This is a genomic window from Prevotella sp. LMAG:51 (assembly GCF_008680225.1).
In the GTDB taxonomy this organism is placed as follows: Bacteria; Bacteroidota; Bacteroidia; order Bacteroidales; family Bacteroidaceae; genus Prevotella; species Prevotella pectinovora.
Window position 1 is genome coordinate 65,608 of the sequence record NZ_NALQ01000009.1, and the last position, 16,381, is coordinate 81,988.

The following is a 16,381-nucleotide window of genomic DNA, read 5'->3' on the forward strand; positions in this document are numbered from 1 at the left end:
CATATACTGTTGATAGCTCTCAGTGCTTGATAGCAAAAATGAAAATAAGACATTCAACGATTATTTGACAACAACTTCAAATGGCGAAACTTAATAGGATTAGAGTCGTTCTTGCAGAACGCGATTTGAACAATAAATGGTTGGCTGATAAATTGGGCAAAGACCAGGCGACAGTATCAAAATGGATCACCAATACCACCCAACCAAACCTTGAAACGATGATGCAAATTGCAAAAGTCCTCGAAACACAGGTAGATGATTTGTTGCGATTTGATGAGTTGCCAGAGATTGATACAAAAGTAGAGTAACAATTGATTTTTTTAGCATTAATATGACTTCAAAAGAAATATGAAGCTAAACAATAATACCGAGATGCAGAGTATGAAGGATATAGATTCTCTGTCCACTCTAGACAACGAGCAGATGTTTGCGGAGGTTGCGGGGATGATTCGGCAGACACGGCAGAATGTCATCCGCATTGCCAATACAGCTCTCATCGAACTCTACTAGAAGGTCGGTGAATATCTTTCACGAAAAATAGCTGATGCAGAATGGAGGGTGTCCGTCAACTTCACCGACAAATAGATGCTCCTCCAACAGAAGATGAGGGAAATAGAAGATGAAATAGATCAGTTGGATAGTAACACCTAATTGACATATCTAGGAATAAAGACCGCAACAATAATGAATAAATTCACCATACAGCAACTCCAGCAGATGCGCGAATCCGAAGACCGCGTTGAGTTCAAGGCGGGCGAAGGAGGCAACATTTCCTACGATGGTCGAGGCAAGACCAATCCGAAGGATCGTCGCCGTTGCATCCTTGGTTATGTCATCGCCCTTTGCAACGAAGGTGGCGGTCGCCTCGTAATAGGTATGCACGACAACTATCCGCATCGTGTCACAGGCACTCGCCAGGCACATAATGCCATCGGACAGCTGGAGTCGGACATCTATCGTGACACAACCATTCGCCCTGAGATTTATGAACTCTATGATGAAGAGAACCGTCGTGTACTTGTGATTGAGGTTCCATCACGTCCTATCGGCAAGGTCTTCAAATTCGAGGACGTTCCTTTGATGCGTGTTGGCGAAGAACTAAAGCCAATGTCCGATGCCATGTATCTCAAGATACTCCAGGAGTCAGAGCCAGACTTCTCAGAGAAGATCTGCGAAGGACTCTCGCTTGAAGACCTTGACGAAGAAGCCATCCGTGTGATGAAGCAAGGCTATGCCCAGCGCTGGAACAAGCCTGAATTTGTAAGTACACCAACATTGCAGGTACTCCATGATTTCGCCCTCATGAATAAGGGTGGTCAACTGACCAATGCTGCCCTTATTCTTCTTGGTAAGTCAGAAGCAATACGCAAGCATTTGTTTTGCAATCGCGTGACTGTAGAGTACCGCCTATATCACTCTATGATAGAATACACTGCACGTCAGGAATTCCAAGAGCCACTTGTACTGATGGTAGATTCTGTCTGGAACTACATCAACCAGCCTGCCAGCAATCCATTACAACACTATAATGACGGATTCCGCATTGGCGACATTCCCACATTCAACCGTGATGTTGTCCGAGAAGCAATCCTCAATGCATGCTGTCATCGTGTGATGTACATCCAGAGCGATGTGGTAATCAAGCAATATCCCGACCAACTCATCATCACCAATGCTGGAGGTTTTCCAGTCGGTGTGGATGTGGACAATATCCTTACGGTCAACAGTATGCCACGTTGCAAACTCATCACCGAAGTTTTGCAGAAGGCAGGTTTCATCGAGAAGAGCGGACAAGGCGTTGACAAGATGTTCTACCATTGTCTGATGGATGGCAAATGTTTGCCTGATTATTCTCTGACAGACGAATGGCAGGTATGCTTACGACTCCCTGGCGAAATCAAGTACCCAGCCTTCATGCTCTATGCTCGTGAGTTGCAGAATGCCCGGCCAGCGAACAACAAACTCAACGTCTTCGACCTCCTTGCCCTCTTCCGTGCTTCGCAAGGCGATAGCCAACGCTATACGGACGAAGTGACACTACGCAAACTTATCGACGAAGGATTGCTCATCTCAGCACAGGATGGTTATAAGTTGTCTGACAGGTATTATGAAATCGTCAAGAAAACCACAGTCAATGTAACTGGACAAAAAGATGATACGATAAATGTCCAATTATTAGATATAAATAAACTAACTGAACGTCAAACAGTTATATATAATAGCATAAAAGAGGGTGTCCAATTAAATGTCCAATTAAACACTACCGATTTGTCCAATAAGCTTAGCATTGGATTCAAAACCATGCAACGAGAATTGAAGGTTATAGAAAACTTAGGGTTAATCGTCAGAGTTGGTAGTAAGAAAACAGGTCATTGGGAAGTGATTAATAAAGGGTAAAAAAGAGAATATGGAGAACCGTTCGCATTTTCGTTCGCTGGACGAACTCATCAGGGGGCTCGATAGGGAGAGAGCCTTATTGAAGGAGATGTTTGCCAAACGCAAGACGTACTCTTTCCGCTATGATATTGCCCGTGAGCTGGCATCCAAGAAGGAGGAAAGTCTGGAGTTCCTCCGCAGAAATGGTGTCATCAGGGATAATGGCGAGTTTGTGGAACTGGAGGATGTGTATCTGAAGTTCTTCGAGGAAGTGCTGGAAGTGAATGAGGAAATCAACGTGGCGAGCGTGAAGCAAAGCATTGACAACCTTAATGAAAATATCGAGTACTATTTGATAGAGAAGTCGCCAGCGAAGAAACACTCATATCTGACGGAGGTGAAGCGCATCCTTCACACTATTGCCCTGAACATTCTGAGAAGTGTGATAGATCTGAAGAGAAACATCGACAGCACTTACAAGAATGAACCGACTCTTGCTGTCAAGAAAAAAAAGCTGGAGCATCTGGACGAGAGGAGAAAGGACATTGCAGTCTTCATCAAGGAGTGTGAGAAGGTGATTGATGAAAAGCAACCGACATTCTTTCTGGAGGCTATGGACGTGCAGTTGAAGGAGACAGTGACGAACGTGAAGTATCAGATGAATGAGGCATATCACAACCTCATTGAGCTGGATCGCCAGATAATCAATTATCTCAATCTGATAGTCTACCAGGACCATCTGGTCAAGAAGGTACAGAGGCTGAAGTATCTGAAGGACCAGTTAATACTGGATACCAATACCAATATCAGGTCTATGCTGAATCAGACAGATCCAGTCTGGATGGAACCAAGACCGAAGTATACATTGAAGGTCTCGATACCTATGCTCCGAAACACGGATGAGGGACTGAGAATACTGCATAAAGTGGCAGCCGGTAAGGGCAACAGCAGACTGAAGAAATGTGAGCTGGCAGAACCATTGACTCTTGAAGACATGCAGGCAGAAGCTCAGGTGCTGCAGACTGTGGATGCTTCGGAAGTGAAGAATGCTTTCATGGCCTCGAGCGACAACCTGTTTCATTTCGTGATGAACTATGGTAACTACAGTAAGAAGATGGATGAGGAAGATAAACTGGTACTGTTCTGTCAGATAGCGACACAGTATCTTGATGAGTTGACTGTGGAAGATAATTACCAGACAATGGGGAACATAGAGTACCCTCTCATTTATTCAAGACAAAACTAAAAAGGATTCGTATGCGATATACAAAAGAAATATTCGATATCCTTAGTCGAGGAGGTTTCATCTCGCAGAATAGTGTCTCACATCAGAAGACACAACTATATGATGCGATTGAGGATGACTACAATGAGTATCTGGAGTACTACAAGGGCATCGGTTTCTTCCTTGAAAGTGGAAATAGCTATTATTACTTCACTCGTACAGAGAACAAGGTGGACTTGGAGAACAAGATCCAGCGTATGGCAGAATGGATAGATCGTGTGGACTTCCTGAAGGTGTTTAACTCCACCTTCGGTCCTGGATTTACTTTCCGCAAGTCGAACATCATGGAGCAGTTTGCCAATGACATCGAGCTGAAGGAGAAATCCGGAGGACTGTATCCGGAGGAGAAGAGTCTGGAGAATAAAGTCGAAAGTCTGGTGAAGGACCTTGAGAAACAGGGATTCGTGGAGATGGAGAACGAACTGGACGGCACTTACAAGGTAACATCGGCTTTCCATTATATCGAAGAAATGATTGATTGTCTCACCATTTATGAAACGGAGGATGAGCAATGAGAGCACTAAGGAAAATTGTCTTCATCAATAGCGCGAACATACGCTATGCGGAAATTAAGCTGGACGGAAATGTACACTTCATTGGAACCCAAGGTGTGGGCAAGAGTACGTTGCTGAGAGCTATCCTGTTCTTCTATAATGCGGACAAACTGCATCTCGGTATTCCGAAGGAGATGAAGTCGTTTGACGACTTTTATCTGCCGAACCCCAACTCTTATATCGTGTATGAGGTGGAGCATGAGCACAGGCCTTTTACGGTTTTGGTGTTCCGCTCTTCGGGGAGAGCATGCTATCGTTTCATAGATGCTCCATTCGAGAGAAAATGGCTGGTGGATGAGTTTGGTGACGTGACATCGGAGTATAAGGTCATCAATTCGCGTCTGGACAAAAACATCTACATGAGCAAGTTGATTGACCGTTACGAGATGTTTAGGGAAATCATCTACGGCAACTACAAGGTGGCTGGCAAAGAGTTCGGAAACTTCCAGCTCATGGAGGCGAAGAGCTACCAGAACATCTACCGGTCGATACAGAATGTGTTCCTTAATTCAAGGTTAGATGCCGACTTCATCAAGGATATCATCATCCGATCGATGGAGGAAGAAGAATCGAACATCAATCTGGCCTATTATCGTGGGCAGGTGGCCGACTTTGAGCAAGAGTATAAGGATATTTCGTGCTGGTTCAGGACCAATGCCAAGGGGGAATCGGCAGTGAGACTACAGGCTGACAAGGTGATAGCCTGCTACCATGACCTGCTGTATCAGAAGCAGCAGATTGGGGAGCTGTGTGGCGAACTGAACTATGCGGTCAGAAATTCGCGTGAACGTATTCCGTTGGTTGAAGAGAATACGGAGAAACTGACAGCCGAAAGAGAGCGCCAGCAGAAGCTGCTGGGAGAAGTAAAGGAGAAGTACGAGACTGAGAAATCAGGCCTGAACAAGCAACTGGGCGTAGCGGATGACAGAATCAAGTCTTGCAAGGCGAAGAAGGAATACTATACTAGCATAGGTATTGATGAGATAATCCGCAGATGCAATGAGGGACCTTTGCTGAAGGAACAGCTGACGGCTCAGAAGGAGAGACTCAATGACCTCACGTGCCAGTACAATGATATTGCCAGCAAATACAAGAAGCTGGTGGATGGTGTGAAGTCGGAATTGGACGGCTTCAGGCAGTTGCAGGAGAATAGGAAGAACAATATCCGCACAGAGTCTCTCTCGAGAAAGGAACAGCTGATGGATGAAAGAGACAAGCAGAAGAGAGAGATTGCAGCTTCTTTTGAAGAAAAACTAAGAGTTGCGGAGAGCCAGATAGATAGCATCAAACTGGAGAGACAGGAGTGTGAGAAGAGCCTGCACGCTTTGCTGTTATATGCTCCTTACAAGGATGTGATGGATCTGCATCTGGCTAAGAAGGTTGAGCTGCAGAAGGAGGAGGTGAAACTGGCTGGCGACATCAGAAGTCTGGATGCCAACTTGAAGCAGTTGCAGACTGAATATGAAGCTATTGTAAAGGACATAGAGTCTGAAGCAAAGGCAGAACTGGAGCGAAAGGCTCAAGAGATGAAACAAGTAGAGACGAAGATTGCCGAATTGGATAAGATGCTCGAGTGTACGAAAGGTTCGCTCTACGAGTGGCTGGACGGCCATGTGACAGGATGGGAAAAGAACATCGGAAAGATCATAGACGAGAAGCAGGTACTGTATCGTACAGGATTGCATCCCGAAAAGGTGGATACTGCAGGCAAGACACTCTATGGGGTGGAACTGGATCTGACGGAACTGCCGATGAGTGTGCGCAAGCCTGACGAAATAAAGGCAGAGAAGCAGAGGCTGGAAGAGCAGCTGAAGGCTATGAGGAAGGCGTGTGCAGAAATTGAAGCGAAGAAGGTAGTGGAACTGGATTCGCAGAGAAAGGCCTACACTCCCCGGGTGAAGGACATGCGTGAACGAAGGTCGCTTTGTGAGGCTCAACGGAATTCTATCCCAGGAAAGGTGAAGGCTCTGGATGTGAAGATTCAGGACCTCCTGAACAAGACAGAGGAGGAGAAAAAGCAAAAGAAGGCAGCTCTGGACAAGCAAATGAATGATGTGAGCCACAGGCTGATGGATGCAGAGTCCGTCATCACGAAGACCAGAGACGACAAGGAGAAACAACTGAAGACTGCCCAGAAGTTGTTTGAACAGGCTGTGGCTAAGGTTGAAGGTGAACAGAAGGCTGCTCTGAATGAGATAGAAATTGCAGTCAAGGCAAAGCAGACTTCGACTGAAACGGAGATCATGCGCTTGCAGCAACAGGAACTGAATGAAATGAAGGGAAAGGGTGCCGATACGGGTGCTGTGGAGAAGTGCAAAGACACCATCAGCGGCATCGAGAAGGAACTTGATTATATAGAAAACAATCGCAAGTTCGTCTATAAGTATCAGTCTGATAAAGAAGAACTACTGGATAAAGAGGATGAGTTCAAGGTTTTGAAGAAAACTCTGCAGGAGAAACTCGGTCAGCTGGAGGACAAGTACGAACTGAGGCGACAGGATTACGGCCGTAAGATTGCTTCATTGAATAAAGAGATAAGCGGGTGCAATGAGCAATTGCAGAAGATAAAACAAGGTCTGGGGAAGGCAGATGACTTTGTTGGCAATTCGGATCTTTGTCCGCCGATACTCAGGGATGTGCCAGAGCGTAAGACCCTGAAATCGCCTGAAGAGGTGGTGTCGGATTTGACCGGCATCATCGTTTCGAGACACAGGAAAGAAGAACAGTTCAAGCAGTCGGTTGTGCTGTTCAACGATAATTTCACGTCCAAGAATACCTTTAACTTTAAGGTTGTGCTGAAGACTGTGGAGGATTATCTGGACTTTGCTTCGAATCTGGATGACTTCATCCATAACAACATGATTGAGGTGTACAGGAACAGGACGAGTGAACGCTACACTGAGATTCTTGCGCGTGTCTCTTCGGAGATTGGAGCTTTGACCAAACGCGAGTCGGAAGTGGTGAAGGTGATTCAGGGTATTAACAAGGACTTTGATGCTCAGAAGTTTGTGAAGGTCATCCGGCAGATTTCTATCCGATCGAAACCGTCATCGGACAAGATGGTTCAGCTGATGAAGCGTATCAAGGAGTTCCATGACGAGAACCAGTTCGCAATGGGTGAGGCAGACCTGTTCACCACCGATAATCGGGAGGATGTGAACAACAAGGCTGTGGATCATATCCTGGACCTGATGAAGTATCTGAATGAAGATACGAGCAGGAAGAGTATGACATTGGGCGACCTGTTCGATTTGGAGTTCCGAGTGGTGGAGAACGATAATGACACACAATGGACATCGAAGCTCTCGCATGTGGGTAGTGAGGGAACCGATACGTTGGTGAAAGCTATGATCAACATCATGCTGATCAATGTATTCAAGTCACAGGTCAGCAAGAAGTTCGGTGATTTCAAAGTGCATTGCATGATGGATGAGATTGGCAAGCTGCATCCACAGAACGTGAAGGGTATTTTGGGATTTGCCAACTCGAAGAACATCCTGTTGATCAATTCTTCGCCTACTACATATAATGTTTCAGATTATCGATATACCTATCTATTGGACAAGGATAGTAAGTCGAGAACTATTGTCCGTCCGTTAATTACTCAGAAATGAAAATAACCAGAAGTTTGATAGACAAGCTCATTGCCCTGAGTAATGGCGAATCATTGCCTGCCTGCAGATTAACGGGAGAATGGGTGAATGAACTAGTCAGAGACGGTATTCTGGTCAGTTCTTCGAGAGGTAGCAAGAGAAGCTTGAAGGCTGTAGACAGAGAGTCGTTTGTGAAGGCCTTGGCGAGAATTGACGAGCGTTTTGCTGACCTCAAGAAGACGAGAAATCTGCTGATGGATGATGGCTCTTCTGGAGGCGCTTTGCGTGCTTCTCAGGCTGCGGATTCTGGAAATTCGAAATTGAAGATGAGGAGGTCTTTCCCTGGGTTTCTTGTTAATTCTTATGAGGCTATTGATGCTCAATTAAATGGCAGGTCATGTGTTATCCTACCAGAGGAAGGAAGCTGTGTGTTCGTGTCGGATTGGGAGCGTTTTGTGATTCCGTCTGACGTGATAGTAGTGGGCATCGAGAATCCAGAGAATTTCAGATTCATACGTCAGCAAAGGTATCTGTTTGAGTCGTGCCTGCCAGGGAAACAGCTGCTGTTCGTGTCTCGCTATCCCCAATCGTGCGACCTCAGGAACTGGCTTATGGGAATTGGCAATCCGTATGTCCATTTTGGCGACTATGATCTTGCCGGTATCAGGATTTTTATAACTGAATTTCATCGCTATTTGCCAGATCGGTCATCGTATCTGATACCTTCGGACGTGGAAGAGAGGCTGAGGAATGGTTCAACGGAACGTTTCCAGGGCAACTATTACGAGAACCGTCATTTGTCTTCTGATATCCCTGAACTGCAGGCTTTGATCGACCTGATTATGAAGTACCATAAGGGGTATGACCAAGAGGGCTATATAAGTTTTTAAATACTATGTTTCTTTACCAAAAACTCATAGATCGTTCCACTCTGCGTCAGGGATTCCAGATTCCGGTGGAGTTTCATCACCTGCTGAAGGCGATGCCTGGGGGTATGCCCCAGCATGGGGAGACACGTAACGTAAAGGTGTTGATTGATGGTGTGGGCTATGATGCACAACTCAAGAACCAAGACTTTGACCGCACGAAGTATGATGGACATGCGGACGTAATACAGATAAGGTACAGCGAAGGATGCGCATTAGTGAAACGATTGCGAGAGGTATTCTCTTCGACCTGGAACTATGTGGAAAGCATCAAGAACCTACCGAAAAACATCAATCGAAAGTTCACCATCCGTATACCCAAGGAACATCAGGAGTTTCTTGCCCTTAGCACTACGGATTTACCCGAAGTCTTTGTGGCTGATTGCATCACAACGACAGTCAAGGCAGAAGTGAAGACTGAAGTGAGCACGATGTCGGAACTCAACTTTGAAACCTTCGAACCGCGTGAAGATAAGAGCGTTGGTATCAAACAAGTTACTCGCTTGCAGAAGGTTAGACTGCTTGACCGCTCAATTGGAGATTCCCTAAAACTTCTCTACGACTATCGTTGCCAGATGACAGGCGAGAAGGTTGGCGATGAATACAACGCTCAGGTGGTAGAAGCCCATCACATCATCCCCTTCACTGAGAGTATGAACAACGACACCTCGAATATCATCATCCTCTCGCCCTCATATCACCGCATCATCCACAAGGCAAATCCATCATGGGATAGTAAGAATTTGGCGTTTATCTTTCCTAATGGATTGATTGAGAAAGTGAAGATAGATAAGCATTTGAACATATAACAAACATGAACGAAATACATAAATATATTGACGTTGAAGCTTACGAACGTGTGGCAGAGCCACATAAACGTGAGAGAGCCTCGGCTTGGCGTACCGCTATTGGTCTTCAGGACGTGGGTTGACACCATGTATCTGAATATATAAAAGAAGCAGCTGTAAAATATATCGAAGGTGACATCAGCTAAATGAGTGGTCATTCCCAATTCGGGAAGGACCACTCATCATTATTTATACTCACACGCGCGTAAGCTATTACAATACCATCAACGCCTAACGTTCTTTCTTTTATCCTTGTCATTCCAAGGAGAATGACTATTACTTCCACCGCCTCCTGTACCTACACGAGCTTGAGCTGGGCCATCCATAGCTGCGATGAGGACTGCGCCAAGGAGTTCTGCCTGTTTTGCATTGACTTGTTCTGCGGGATCGAATGCGTCATTGACAAGTTCGTGGATGGTAAGCTCGCCATCATCAAAGCGTTTTACATCATAGTAGCCAACATTAAAAAAAGGCAGAATAAGCACATAGAAAACATGAGCCTATAAAATGCAAATAGCGTGTAACTCATTGAGCTACACGCTATTTGATAGTGTTTTGTTATGTCTTTACTTATTGGTCTCATTTGACCTCCTCAAATATAAACAGTATTGTGTATCAGTGACTTACAAATACGCGTGAACGTTTTGGAAATCTATTAAGGGCAGTGAAGGCAAACAAAAATAGGAAAAAATAAGACGATTAGTATATTCAGCAGAAGGTATATAGATTTGTTTATTGTTATCTATGGATAGCAAATTTGAAAATCTTGTTTTGTCAGATTACTCATATGTAATATATACGCACACGCACGATACATTGCATCACAAAAACAAAGTACCACAAAAATGCTGGATGAAATAGCACAAGAATAACGAATAATGCCAAAAAAGGTTATTGGAATACACCTTTTTGTGTGTTATATTGCTATTATTTGATGGAAATTTTGTAACTTTGCACCCAGTAAAGGTTAACGACATAAACCTTTTAATGTAATTTGTTACAAAAACCATATATATGAGAAGTATAGAAGATGTAATGAATGAGTGGAACGCTTTGCAGCCTTTGTCTGATAGAGACAGAGAGATGCTAAGTCGTCGATTCACTATTGATTTCAACTACAACAGCAACCATATTGAGGGTAATACACTGACTTATGGACAGACAGAGATATTGCTCATGTTCGGAAAGATTGTTGGCGAGGCTGATGTTCGTGATGTTCACGAAATGACTGCCAGCAATGTTGGTCTAAAAATGATGAAGGAGGAGGCTCTACTTAAAGAGACTCCTTTGACGCAGCATTTTATACGAACATTACATAAAACCCTCCTGCGTGAGGATTACACAGTATATCGCACACTGCCTGGAGGTGTTCAGACGAGCTACGTCATTCATGCCGGGCAATACAAAACTCGTCCTAATTCCGTCATTACTCGTTATGGTGACCGATTCGAGTATGCAACGCCTGACGAGACTCCTGCATTGATGAGCGATTTGATCGATTGGTACAACGATGCAGAAAGATCGGGAAAGTTCACTCCAATAGAGCTTGCCGCGATATTCCACTATCGCTACATTCGTATTCATCCATTTGAAGACGGCAACGGGCGTATAGCCCGATTGATGGTCAATTACATCCTCACTCGCCATGATTACCCTATGATAGTGGTACGTAGCCGTAAGAAAAAAGAGTATTTAGAGGCGTTGCATCGTACAGACCTGACTGTCGGTGCAGCACCTTCACTTGGCGCACATGCCTCAAAGCGCGACATTCAACAGTTTCTCACTTACTTTACCAACCTCTTTATTGACGAGGTGTCATATGACATACAGTTCTTGACTGAGCGTGGAGATAATGTATGGTGGTTTGATGGCGAACGCGTGAAATTCCGTAGTGCTACTACCAGTATAATACTAAATCGTATGTATGAGCAGCCGAATAGTACCATTCCGCAACTGGCAGAGGCAGCCGGTATCAGTCTTACAGCAGTAAACAAGCAGTTACGACTGCTTACTGAGAAGGGATATATCACTCGTACAGAGAAAGATAATTCTTGGAGGCTAATTATCACCCCATCAGTATAAAACACAAATCACGTATAAACGTATGAATCAAGGAAATACTTGGTACGACTACTTAAACGAACTGAAGCGTTTCTTGTGTGACGTTGCAAAGTCACGGTGGGCAAGGTATTTGTTCTACCCATTAGGTGTGTTTGTAGCTATCATGTACATGACAAGCCAGGCAGGAGCACACCCATATTCGTTCTTTAGTTATGTATGCGATTTTGCAGGTTGTATTGCAGTCATCATATTATGTACTATGACTGTTCTATCTTGCATCTTCACCGCTGACTATCCATATGATAGACTAAGGAGAAGAAACAAAGAGAGGGATAATCAGCGAATAATTGCAGCATTTCGGAAAGAGTATGATAAAGAGACGGAGCTGCGCATACAAAGAGATAACGAGTTAGTACGCCGACAGGTTATCGTAGAATGCCACAAGCAACAGAAGGCTCAACTGGACGAGATCCGCACGAAGCAGAAAGAAGAACTGGATAATCTGCAAAGTGAGATAAACCAGAAAAAGAAGGAATTGGAATTCTGTAAAAGCCGATACGAGCAGGATTATCAAAATCTTGAGAATGTCCACAAAAAATCGGAGGATGAAATCGTCAGATTGACACAATACATTACGGAGAAAGAGAAAAGTATCGGAGACCTTCAAACTCGACTCGTTGAATCGCAAAGCTCCTACAACATTCAGATTGAAGAACTTAAAGCTCGACAGGCTGAAGAATTGGAGCAGTTTAAACAGAAAGCTATTGATGAACTCCGCAGTAATGGATTCAGTTTGTTCAAAAAGGCGACAGAGGCGTTAGAAGAATCACGTGAAAGAATCTTACGCGAAAACTCAGAAAGAGTGAAAGTCGTAACAACATATGCTGTGATGGAACTCACCCAATTCGGATTCTCCCCAGAATCATACGCATTCATTCAGCACAAGGTTTGCACCTTTGCCGAAACTGGAGGTAAGTTCGACAAGTCAGAACAAAGCATAATCGTGAATCCATGCAAGAATGAGGTTGCCAGAAAATATGGCCGTAAGAAGAAGATAAACAAAACAGGCAATGTTCTTACGACGCTGGATATTGCACACTACACTCGCAACATAGCTATTTATCTTGATTTTAGACTCGAAGATGTTGCCCGATTTACAGTATATTTGTTCAAAGAGTGGTACCCAGATGGAGATTTCCTGAGTATTACAAAAGCTGCTGCGAAGTTACCCGATAGTGGATTAATCAAAATTCATGAAGATTTGGAGGGGTATATAGCGGAGCAAGGATGGGGGTAGAAAAATTCGCAAATGCCATGGAAACTGATGCGAGACGTAACTTTTATGCATCTTGACAAGGAGGACAAGCCATCTTTGCTTGCCCCTGTCATGATAGCAATCCTTTCTACCTGTGCTCAGTTGGAACGTGATAACATCTCATTTCGACTGAACTCAGAAAGAAAGCAGTATGTAGAGAAAGGCGGTAAACTCGGCAGACCTACAGGTTCCACCAAGTCCCAGGATAAAAAGAGGGAAGAATATAGAGAGGTTATCAACCTCTTGAATAAGGGGTATGCCATCCGTGATGTTGCAAAACTCACAGGAAAAGGAATCAGCACTGTTCAAAGAGTCAAGAAGGAATTTGTGGCTTGACGCACGAAACCTTGGAATGGAGCCGTGAAACACAGCCTCATAATAAAGTGGTCAAGGGTATAGCGACGTGCTATGCCCTTTGTCATAAGCCGGGGTGGTGTTTCACACCTGTGTTTTTACCAGATTCGTGAAACGCTAATGTGGTTTCAAAACCAGATTGTCGAAATAACAATGAGGTTTCCAAACCAGTACCCTGATTCGGGGTTGCGATTTACGATGACTGATGTCTCCTAAGAACAGCCTCCTATTAGTTATAGAGTTTCATTCTTAATCTTTCAAAATCTTCTGTCATATGCGCCTTTATGTATGCTAGTTTGTAACAGATCATTGCTCTGTTTCGAAAGAATTTTCTATTCGAAAGGGAATGTTGGCGCAATTCTATCTCGTGTAGAACAATCTTTATAGCCGAACTATATCGTTCTTTCTCTTCATCTGAAAGTGAATCAATGTAGGCAAGGATTTCTTCCTTCTGTTCTTTCCAGAGTAACATTCCATGTGTATCACTGAGGATTTCCTTTACTCTCTCCATTTCTGTGAACCTTGGATATGTAAATGGTTGTATCTTCTGAATCTTCAGGTATGTATAGATATACGGATTAACTGCCAACCCATGGCTTAGTGCGATTGTTGCAGTCAATTCATCCATATTCTTTGGTTTAATTTGTCGAAGGTCGTACTTGTCCCATTCGGATTCCATCATGAAGATGCCGTCTGTATCTGCTCGTTGAAACAACTCAAATGTTGAAGAATCATCGAGAGGAAGATTGTTTGCATCAAACTTATCAGCAATGAAGGCAAACATTTGCTTAGCCTTTTCTTCTGTCATTCTTTTCATGCGCGTGTTCTATCTATGATTATATACAACTTACTGAACTTTACTATTGGGCGACCGAGGTATGTTGATATGTTATAGCCATTTGTCTTTGCCCAATCGACAATTTGGTTCCGGTATTCTTCTGGATAATAGATTGTCAGTATTTTTTGTTCAATCATCTCGCTCCATGTAAGAGGAAGGCCAATCTTATTGATGTCTTCAACCTGTGCTATTCCAAGAGCAACAGCAGTAGGACTTTTAACGAAATCTCCTTTTTCTGGTGTTGGAGTCACCACAAAAGACTGTTTAACGCCATCAACAAGCGATTTGATTGCCAAGAGTTCCTGGGCAAGTTCAAGTTCTGCAATGAAGTCCACCTCTGCATCAATAAGCTGGTTAAACATGTCATCTTCGTGACCGAGTTGTTTCAGTCCCCAGTGTGCCTGAAAGCGGAGGGTCTCAACGGCACTCTTCTTTGCATGTGCCTCTGCCTTCTTCTGATTCTTTTTCTTTGTCATACTTTGTTTGATTTTGTACGTTACTATTACATAATACGATTAAAAATCTTCAAAATCGGTAATTTTACCGCCTTCTCTGCAAAATTTCCGCAGAACAAACGCAATTTCTTCGTGATTTTGCCGTTATTTTGATAAATTTGCAGAAATTTTTGAATCATGATCAGTAAAACTTATCTCAGATACATTTGGCTACTTGACACTATAAAGCGTTCAAAATATCCTCTCACATTCGAGGATATTGTTAAGATATGGGAGGGGTCTCCTTATGCCTATATGGGTGGTTTACCAATACGCACCTTCCACGAACATCGTAAAGGTATTGAAGAAATGTTTGGAGTTATCATAGAATGTGATAAATCCAAAGGTTACATATATTATATAAAGAATCCAGAAGTCCTGATCCAAAATCCTTATGCACAACTTTTATTGCGTAAGTACAGTGTTCCACAGGATTTCTCCACATTTAACATGATGCGTGACCGCATTTTGTTGGAAGAGATACCCCATGGCACTGGTTACTTTGACTCAGTTGTTGAGTCTATGAGGACTAATACAGAGCTTATAATTGACTATCAACGTTATGAGGGACAACGAGAAACACTTACGATGCAACCTTATTCAATGAAGGTTTACAACAGAAGATGGTATGTACTAGGCTACATAAAAGAAAAGGAATCTATCAGGCATTTGGCATTGGAAAGGTTTCTTGATCTTCATACAACGACGAACAAGTTTGAATTTCCAAAGGACTTCATCCCTAGAAAATACTATGACAATGTTGTGGGAATATATGTGAATGAAGAGCTTCCTGTCGTTAATCTGAAGATAAGGGTGTATGGTGTACAGATGGAATACATGAGAATGTTACCACTCCATAAGTCACAAAGCGAAGTAAAGTCACGCTATGGAGAGTTTGCTGAGTTCACCTACAGAGTCTGTCTGACTCCAGAATTGAAGTCAAAGATACTTGCAATGGGACCAAACGTCGAGGTGTTGGAACCATTGGAATATCGTGAAGAGATAATGTCCCAAATTAGTGCTTCTCTTGACAGATATATGAAAAAAGAGTAAGAAATCCGATGGTATTCTGCGGAGTTTACGCACACAACACCCCCAAAACGCCAGATTTTACCCTTTTTCATTCGTATTATATAATAGAGACACATAATTCCGATAGTACAATGAAGAAGAAAATTACAAACCGTGTTAGTCTGCCAGTAGAGTCACTCCTTAAGGAGGCAACCGAGCAAACTTTGCTCACAGTGGAGCAAGAAGTTGAACTCGCAAACCGAATCAAGCAAGGGGATGATGAAGCTCTAATGGATTTATATAACTGCAATCTCCGTTTCGTAGTAAGCGTAGCAAAGCAGTACCAGGACAGGGGGAAGTCGATGGAGGAACTAATTGAGGTAGGAAACAAAGGACTTGAACTTGCTTCAAAGAAGTTTGACCCACAGAGAGGTTTCAAATTCATTGCTTATGCGGTTTGGTTCATTAGGGCGAGCATCCTTGCATTCCTTGAAACTTCAAAGAACGACATGAATTTTTCAGATCTCACGAAGGAAGAGAAACGTGAACTGGTATCAAAAATATCAAACGAGCGTGATAAAGAGATACTTACTAGATGGTTTGGTCTTGTCGATTCACCAGAATCACTTGATGACATCGGAGAAAGCTTAAATCTTACGACTACACGAGTTCAGCAACTAAGAGACAGGGCTATTGCAAAGCTCAATGCTCATAAGGATAAATAAA

The 16,381-nt window shown here is 43.4% G+C and carries 15 protein-coding genes and 1 pseudogene; 13 read left to right on the top strand and 3 right to left on the bottom strand.

The window, feature by feature from the left end:
* The first annotated feature begins 80 nt into the window (after positions 1–80).
* From CCC32_RS03420 to CCC32_RS03455, 8 genes are all read left to right on the top strand, one after another.
* Complete coding sequence (locus tag CCC32_RS03420) at positions 81–308, top strand: helix-turn-helix transcriptional regulator (RefSeq protein WP_042517287.1); 228 nt, start codon at positions 81–83, stop codon at positions 306–308.
* A 40-nt stretch (positions 309–348) separates the two neighbouring features.
* Positions 349–510, top strand: coding sequence for a hypothetical protein (locus tag CCC32_RS03425; RefSeq protein WP_156139282.1), 162 nt, complete (start codon positions 349–351; stop codon positions 508–510).
* Between the two features lie 141 nt (positions 511–651).
* A complete protein-coding gene (locus tag CCC32_RS03430; protein ID WP_287072328.1) occupies positions 652–2,397 on the top strand; it encodes an RNA/DNA-binding domain-containing protein in 1,746 nt (581 codons plus the stop codon).
* Between the two features lie 10 nt (positions 2,398–2,407).
* Positions 2,408–3,622: a hypothetical protein gene (locus CCC32_RS03435; protein ID WP_042517285.1), complete on the top strand. Its 1,215-nt coding sequence runs from the start codon at positions 2,408–2,410 to the stop codon at positions 3,620–3,622.
* Between the two features lie 11 nt (positions 3,623–3,633).
* A complete protein-coding gene (locus tag CCC32_RS03440) occupies positions 3,634–4,176 on the top strand; it encodes a condensin complex protein MksE (protein WP_287072331.1) in 543 nt (180 codons plus the stop codon).
* Positions 4,173–7,829 carry an ATP-binding protein gene (locus CCC32_RS03445; protein WP_287072332.1) on the top strand — a complete coding sequence of 1,219 codons (3,657 nt, stop codon included), beginning with the start codon at positions 4,173–4,175 and terminating at the stop codon, positions 7,827–7,829. Before CCC32_RS03440 ends, CCC32_RS03445 begins: the two co-directional genes overlap by 4 nt.
* Entirely contained in the window at positions 7,826–8,698 is an 873-nt protein-coding gene (locus CCC32_RS03450) for a hypothetical protein (protein ID WP_042517280.1), read from the top strand. Before CCC32_RS03445 ends, CCC32_RS03450 begins: the two co-directional genes overlap by 4 nt.
* A gap of 5 nt (positions 8,699–8,703) precedes the next feature.
* On the top strand, positions 8,704–9,543 hold the full coding sequence (locus CCC32_RS03455) for an HNH endonuclease signature motif containing protein (RefSeq protein ID WP_287072340.1): 840 nt from the start codon (positions 8,704–8,706) through the stop codon (positions 9,541–9,543).
* 263 nt (positions 9,544–9,806) lie between these two features.
* Here the strand turns inward: CCC32_RS03455 and CCC32_RS03460 are convergent, their stop codons facing one another.
* Positions 9,807–10,067 (bottom strand): hypothetical protein, encoded by a 261-nt coding sequence (locus CCC32_RS03460; RefSeq protein ID WP_287072343.1) that lies wholly within the window; start codon positions 10,065–10,067, stop codon positions 9,807–9,809.
* 598 nt (positions 10,068–10,665) lie between these two features.
* Between CCC32_RS03460 and CCC32_RS03465 the strand changes: the two genes are divergently transcribed.
* The 3 genes and pseudogenes from CCC32_RS03465 to CCC32_RS03475 all read left to right on the top strand — a co-directional run.
* Positions 10,666–11,664: a Fic family protein gene (locus CCC32_RS03465; RefSeq protein ID WP_287072345.1), complete on the top strand. Its 999-nt coding sequence runs from the start codon at positions 10,666–10,668 to the stop codon at positions 11,662–11,664.
* 22 nt (positions 11,665–11,686) lie between these two features.
* A complete protein-coding gene (locus CCC32_RS03470; RefSeq protein ID WP_287072347.1) occupies positions 11,687–12,940 on the top strand; it encodes a hypothetical protein in 1,254 nt (417 codons plus the stop codon).
* Between the two features lie 114 nt (positions 12,941–13,054).
* Positions 13,055–13,294: pseudogene (locus CCC32_RS03475) on the top strand (helix-turn-helix domain-containing protein); the annotation flags it as partial.
* A gap of 247 nt (positions 13,295–13,541) precedes the next feature.
* Here the strand turns inward: CCC32_RS03475 and CCC32_RS03480 are convergent.
* A complete protein-coding gene (locus CCC32_RS03480; RefSeq protein WP_287072352.1) occupies positions 13,542–14,120 on the bottom strand; it encodes a hypothetical protein in 579 nt (192 codons plus the stop codon).
* Between the two features lie 5 nt (positions 14,121–14,125).
* The gene (locus tag CCC32_RS03485) at positions 14,126–14,626 is read right to left on the bottom strand and encodes a hypothetical protein (protein ID WP_287072354.1); all 501 of its coding nucleotides are present in this window, start codon (positions 14,624–14,626) and stop codon (positions 14,126–14,128) included.
* A 156-nt stretch (positions 14,627–14,782) separates the two neighbouring features.
* Here CCC32_RS03485 and CCC32_RS03490 point away from each other — a divergent pair, with 156 nt between their 5' ends.
* Together CCC32_RS03490 and CCC32_RS03495 are read left to right on the top strand one after the other, a co-directional pair.
* On the top strand, positions 14,783–15,697 hold the full coding sequence (locus CCC32_RS03490; protein ID WP_287072356.1) for a helix-turn-helix transcriptional regulator: 915 nt from the start codon (positions 14,783–14,785) through the stop codon (positions 15,695–15,697).
* A gap of 110 nt (positions 15,698–15,807) precedes the next feature.
* On the top strand, positions 15,808–16,380 hold the full coding sequence (locus CCC32_RS03495) for a sigma-70 family RNA polymerase sigma factor (RefSeq protein ID WP_287072028.1): 573 nt from the start codon (positions 15,808–15,810) through the stop codon (positions 16,378–16,380).
* Position 16,381: the final 1 nt, after the last annotated feature.

What these genes read in the sequence shown, in the direction of transcription:
- CCC32_RS03450 (WP_042517280.1), top strand. Translation starts at nt 7,826, where the DNA reads ATGAAAATAACCAGAAGTTTGATAGACAAGCTCATTGCCCTGAGTAAT.
- CCC32_RS03495 (WP_287072028.1), top strand. Translation starts at nt 15,808, where the DNA reads ATGAAGAAGAAAATTACAAACCGTGTTAGTCTGCCAGTAGAGTCACTC.
- CCC32_RS03435 (WP_042517285.1), top strand. Translation starts at nt 2,408, where the DNA reads ATGGAGAACCGTTCGCATTTTCGTTCGCTGGACGAACTCATCAGGGGG.
- CCC32_RS03455 (WP_287072340.1), top strand. Translation starts at nt 8,704, where the DNA reads ATGTTTCTTTACCAAAAACTCATAGATCGTTCCACTCTGCGTCAGGGA.
- CCC32_RS03485 (WP_287072354.1), bottom strand. Translation starts at nt 14,626, where the DNA reads ATGACAAAGAAAAAGAATCAGAAGAAGGCAGAGGCACATGCAAAGAAG.
- CCC32_RS03470 (WP_287072347.1), top strand. Translation starts at nt 11,687, where the DNA reads ATGAATCAAGGAAATACTTGGTACGACTACTTAAACGAACTGAAGCGT.
- CCC32_RS03490 (WP_287072356.1), top strand. Translation starts at nt 14,783, where the DNA reads ATGATCAGTAAAACTTATCTCAGATACATTTGGCTACTTGACACTATA.
- CCC32_RS03465 (WP_287072345.1), top strand. Translation starts at nt 10,666, where the DNA reads ATGCTAAGTCGTCGATTCACTATTGATTTCAACTACAACAGCAACCAT.
- CCC32_RS03445 (WP_287072332.1), top strand. Translation starts at nt 4,173, where the DNA reads ATGAGAGCACTAAGGAAAATTGTCTTCATCAATAGCGCGAACATACGC.
- CCC32_RS03420 (WP_042517287.1), top strand. Translation starts at nt 81, where the DNA reads ATGGCGAAACTTAATAGGATTAGAGTCGTTCTTGCAGAACGCGATTTG.
- CCC32_RS03440 (WP_287072331.1), top strand. Translation starts at nt 3,634, where the DNA reads ATGCGATATACAAAAGAAATATTCGATATCCTTAGTCGAGGAGGTTTC.
- CCC32_RS03425 (WP_156139282.1), top strand. Translation starts at nt 349, where the DNA reads ATGAAGCTAAACAATAATACCGAGATGCAGAGTATGAAGGATATAGAT.
- CCC32_RS03480 (WP_287072352.1), bottom strand. Translation starts at nt 14,120, where the DNA reads ATGACAGAAGAAAAGGCTAAGCAAATGTTTGCCTTCATTGCTGATAAG.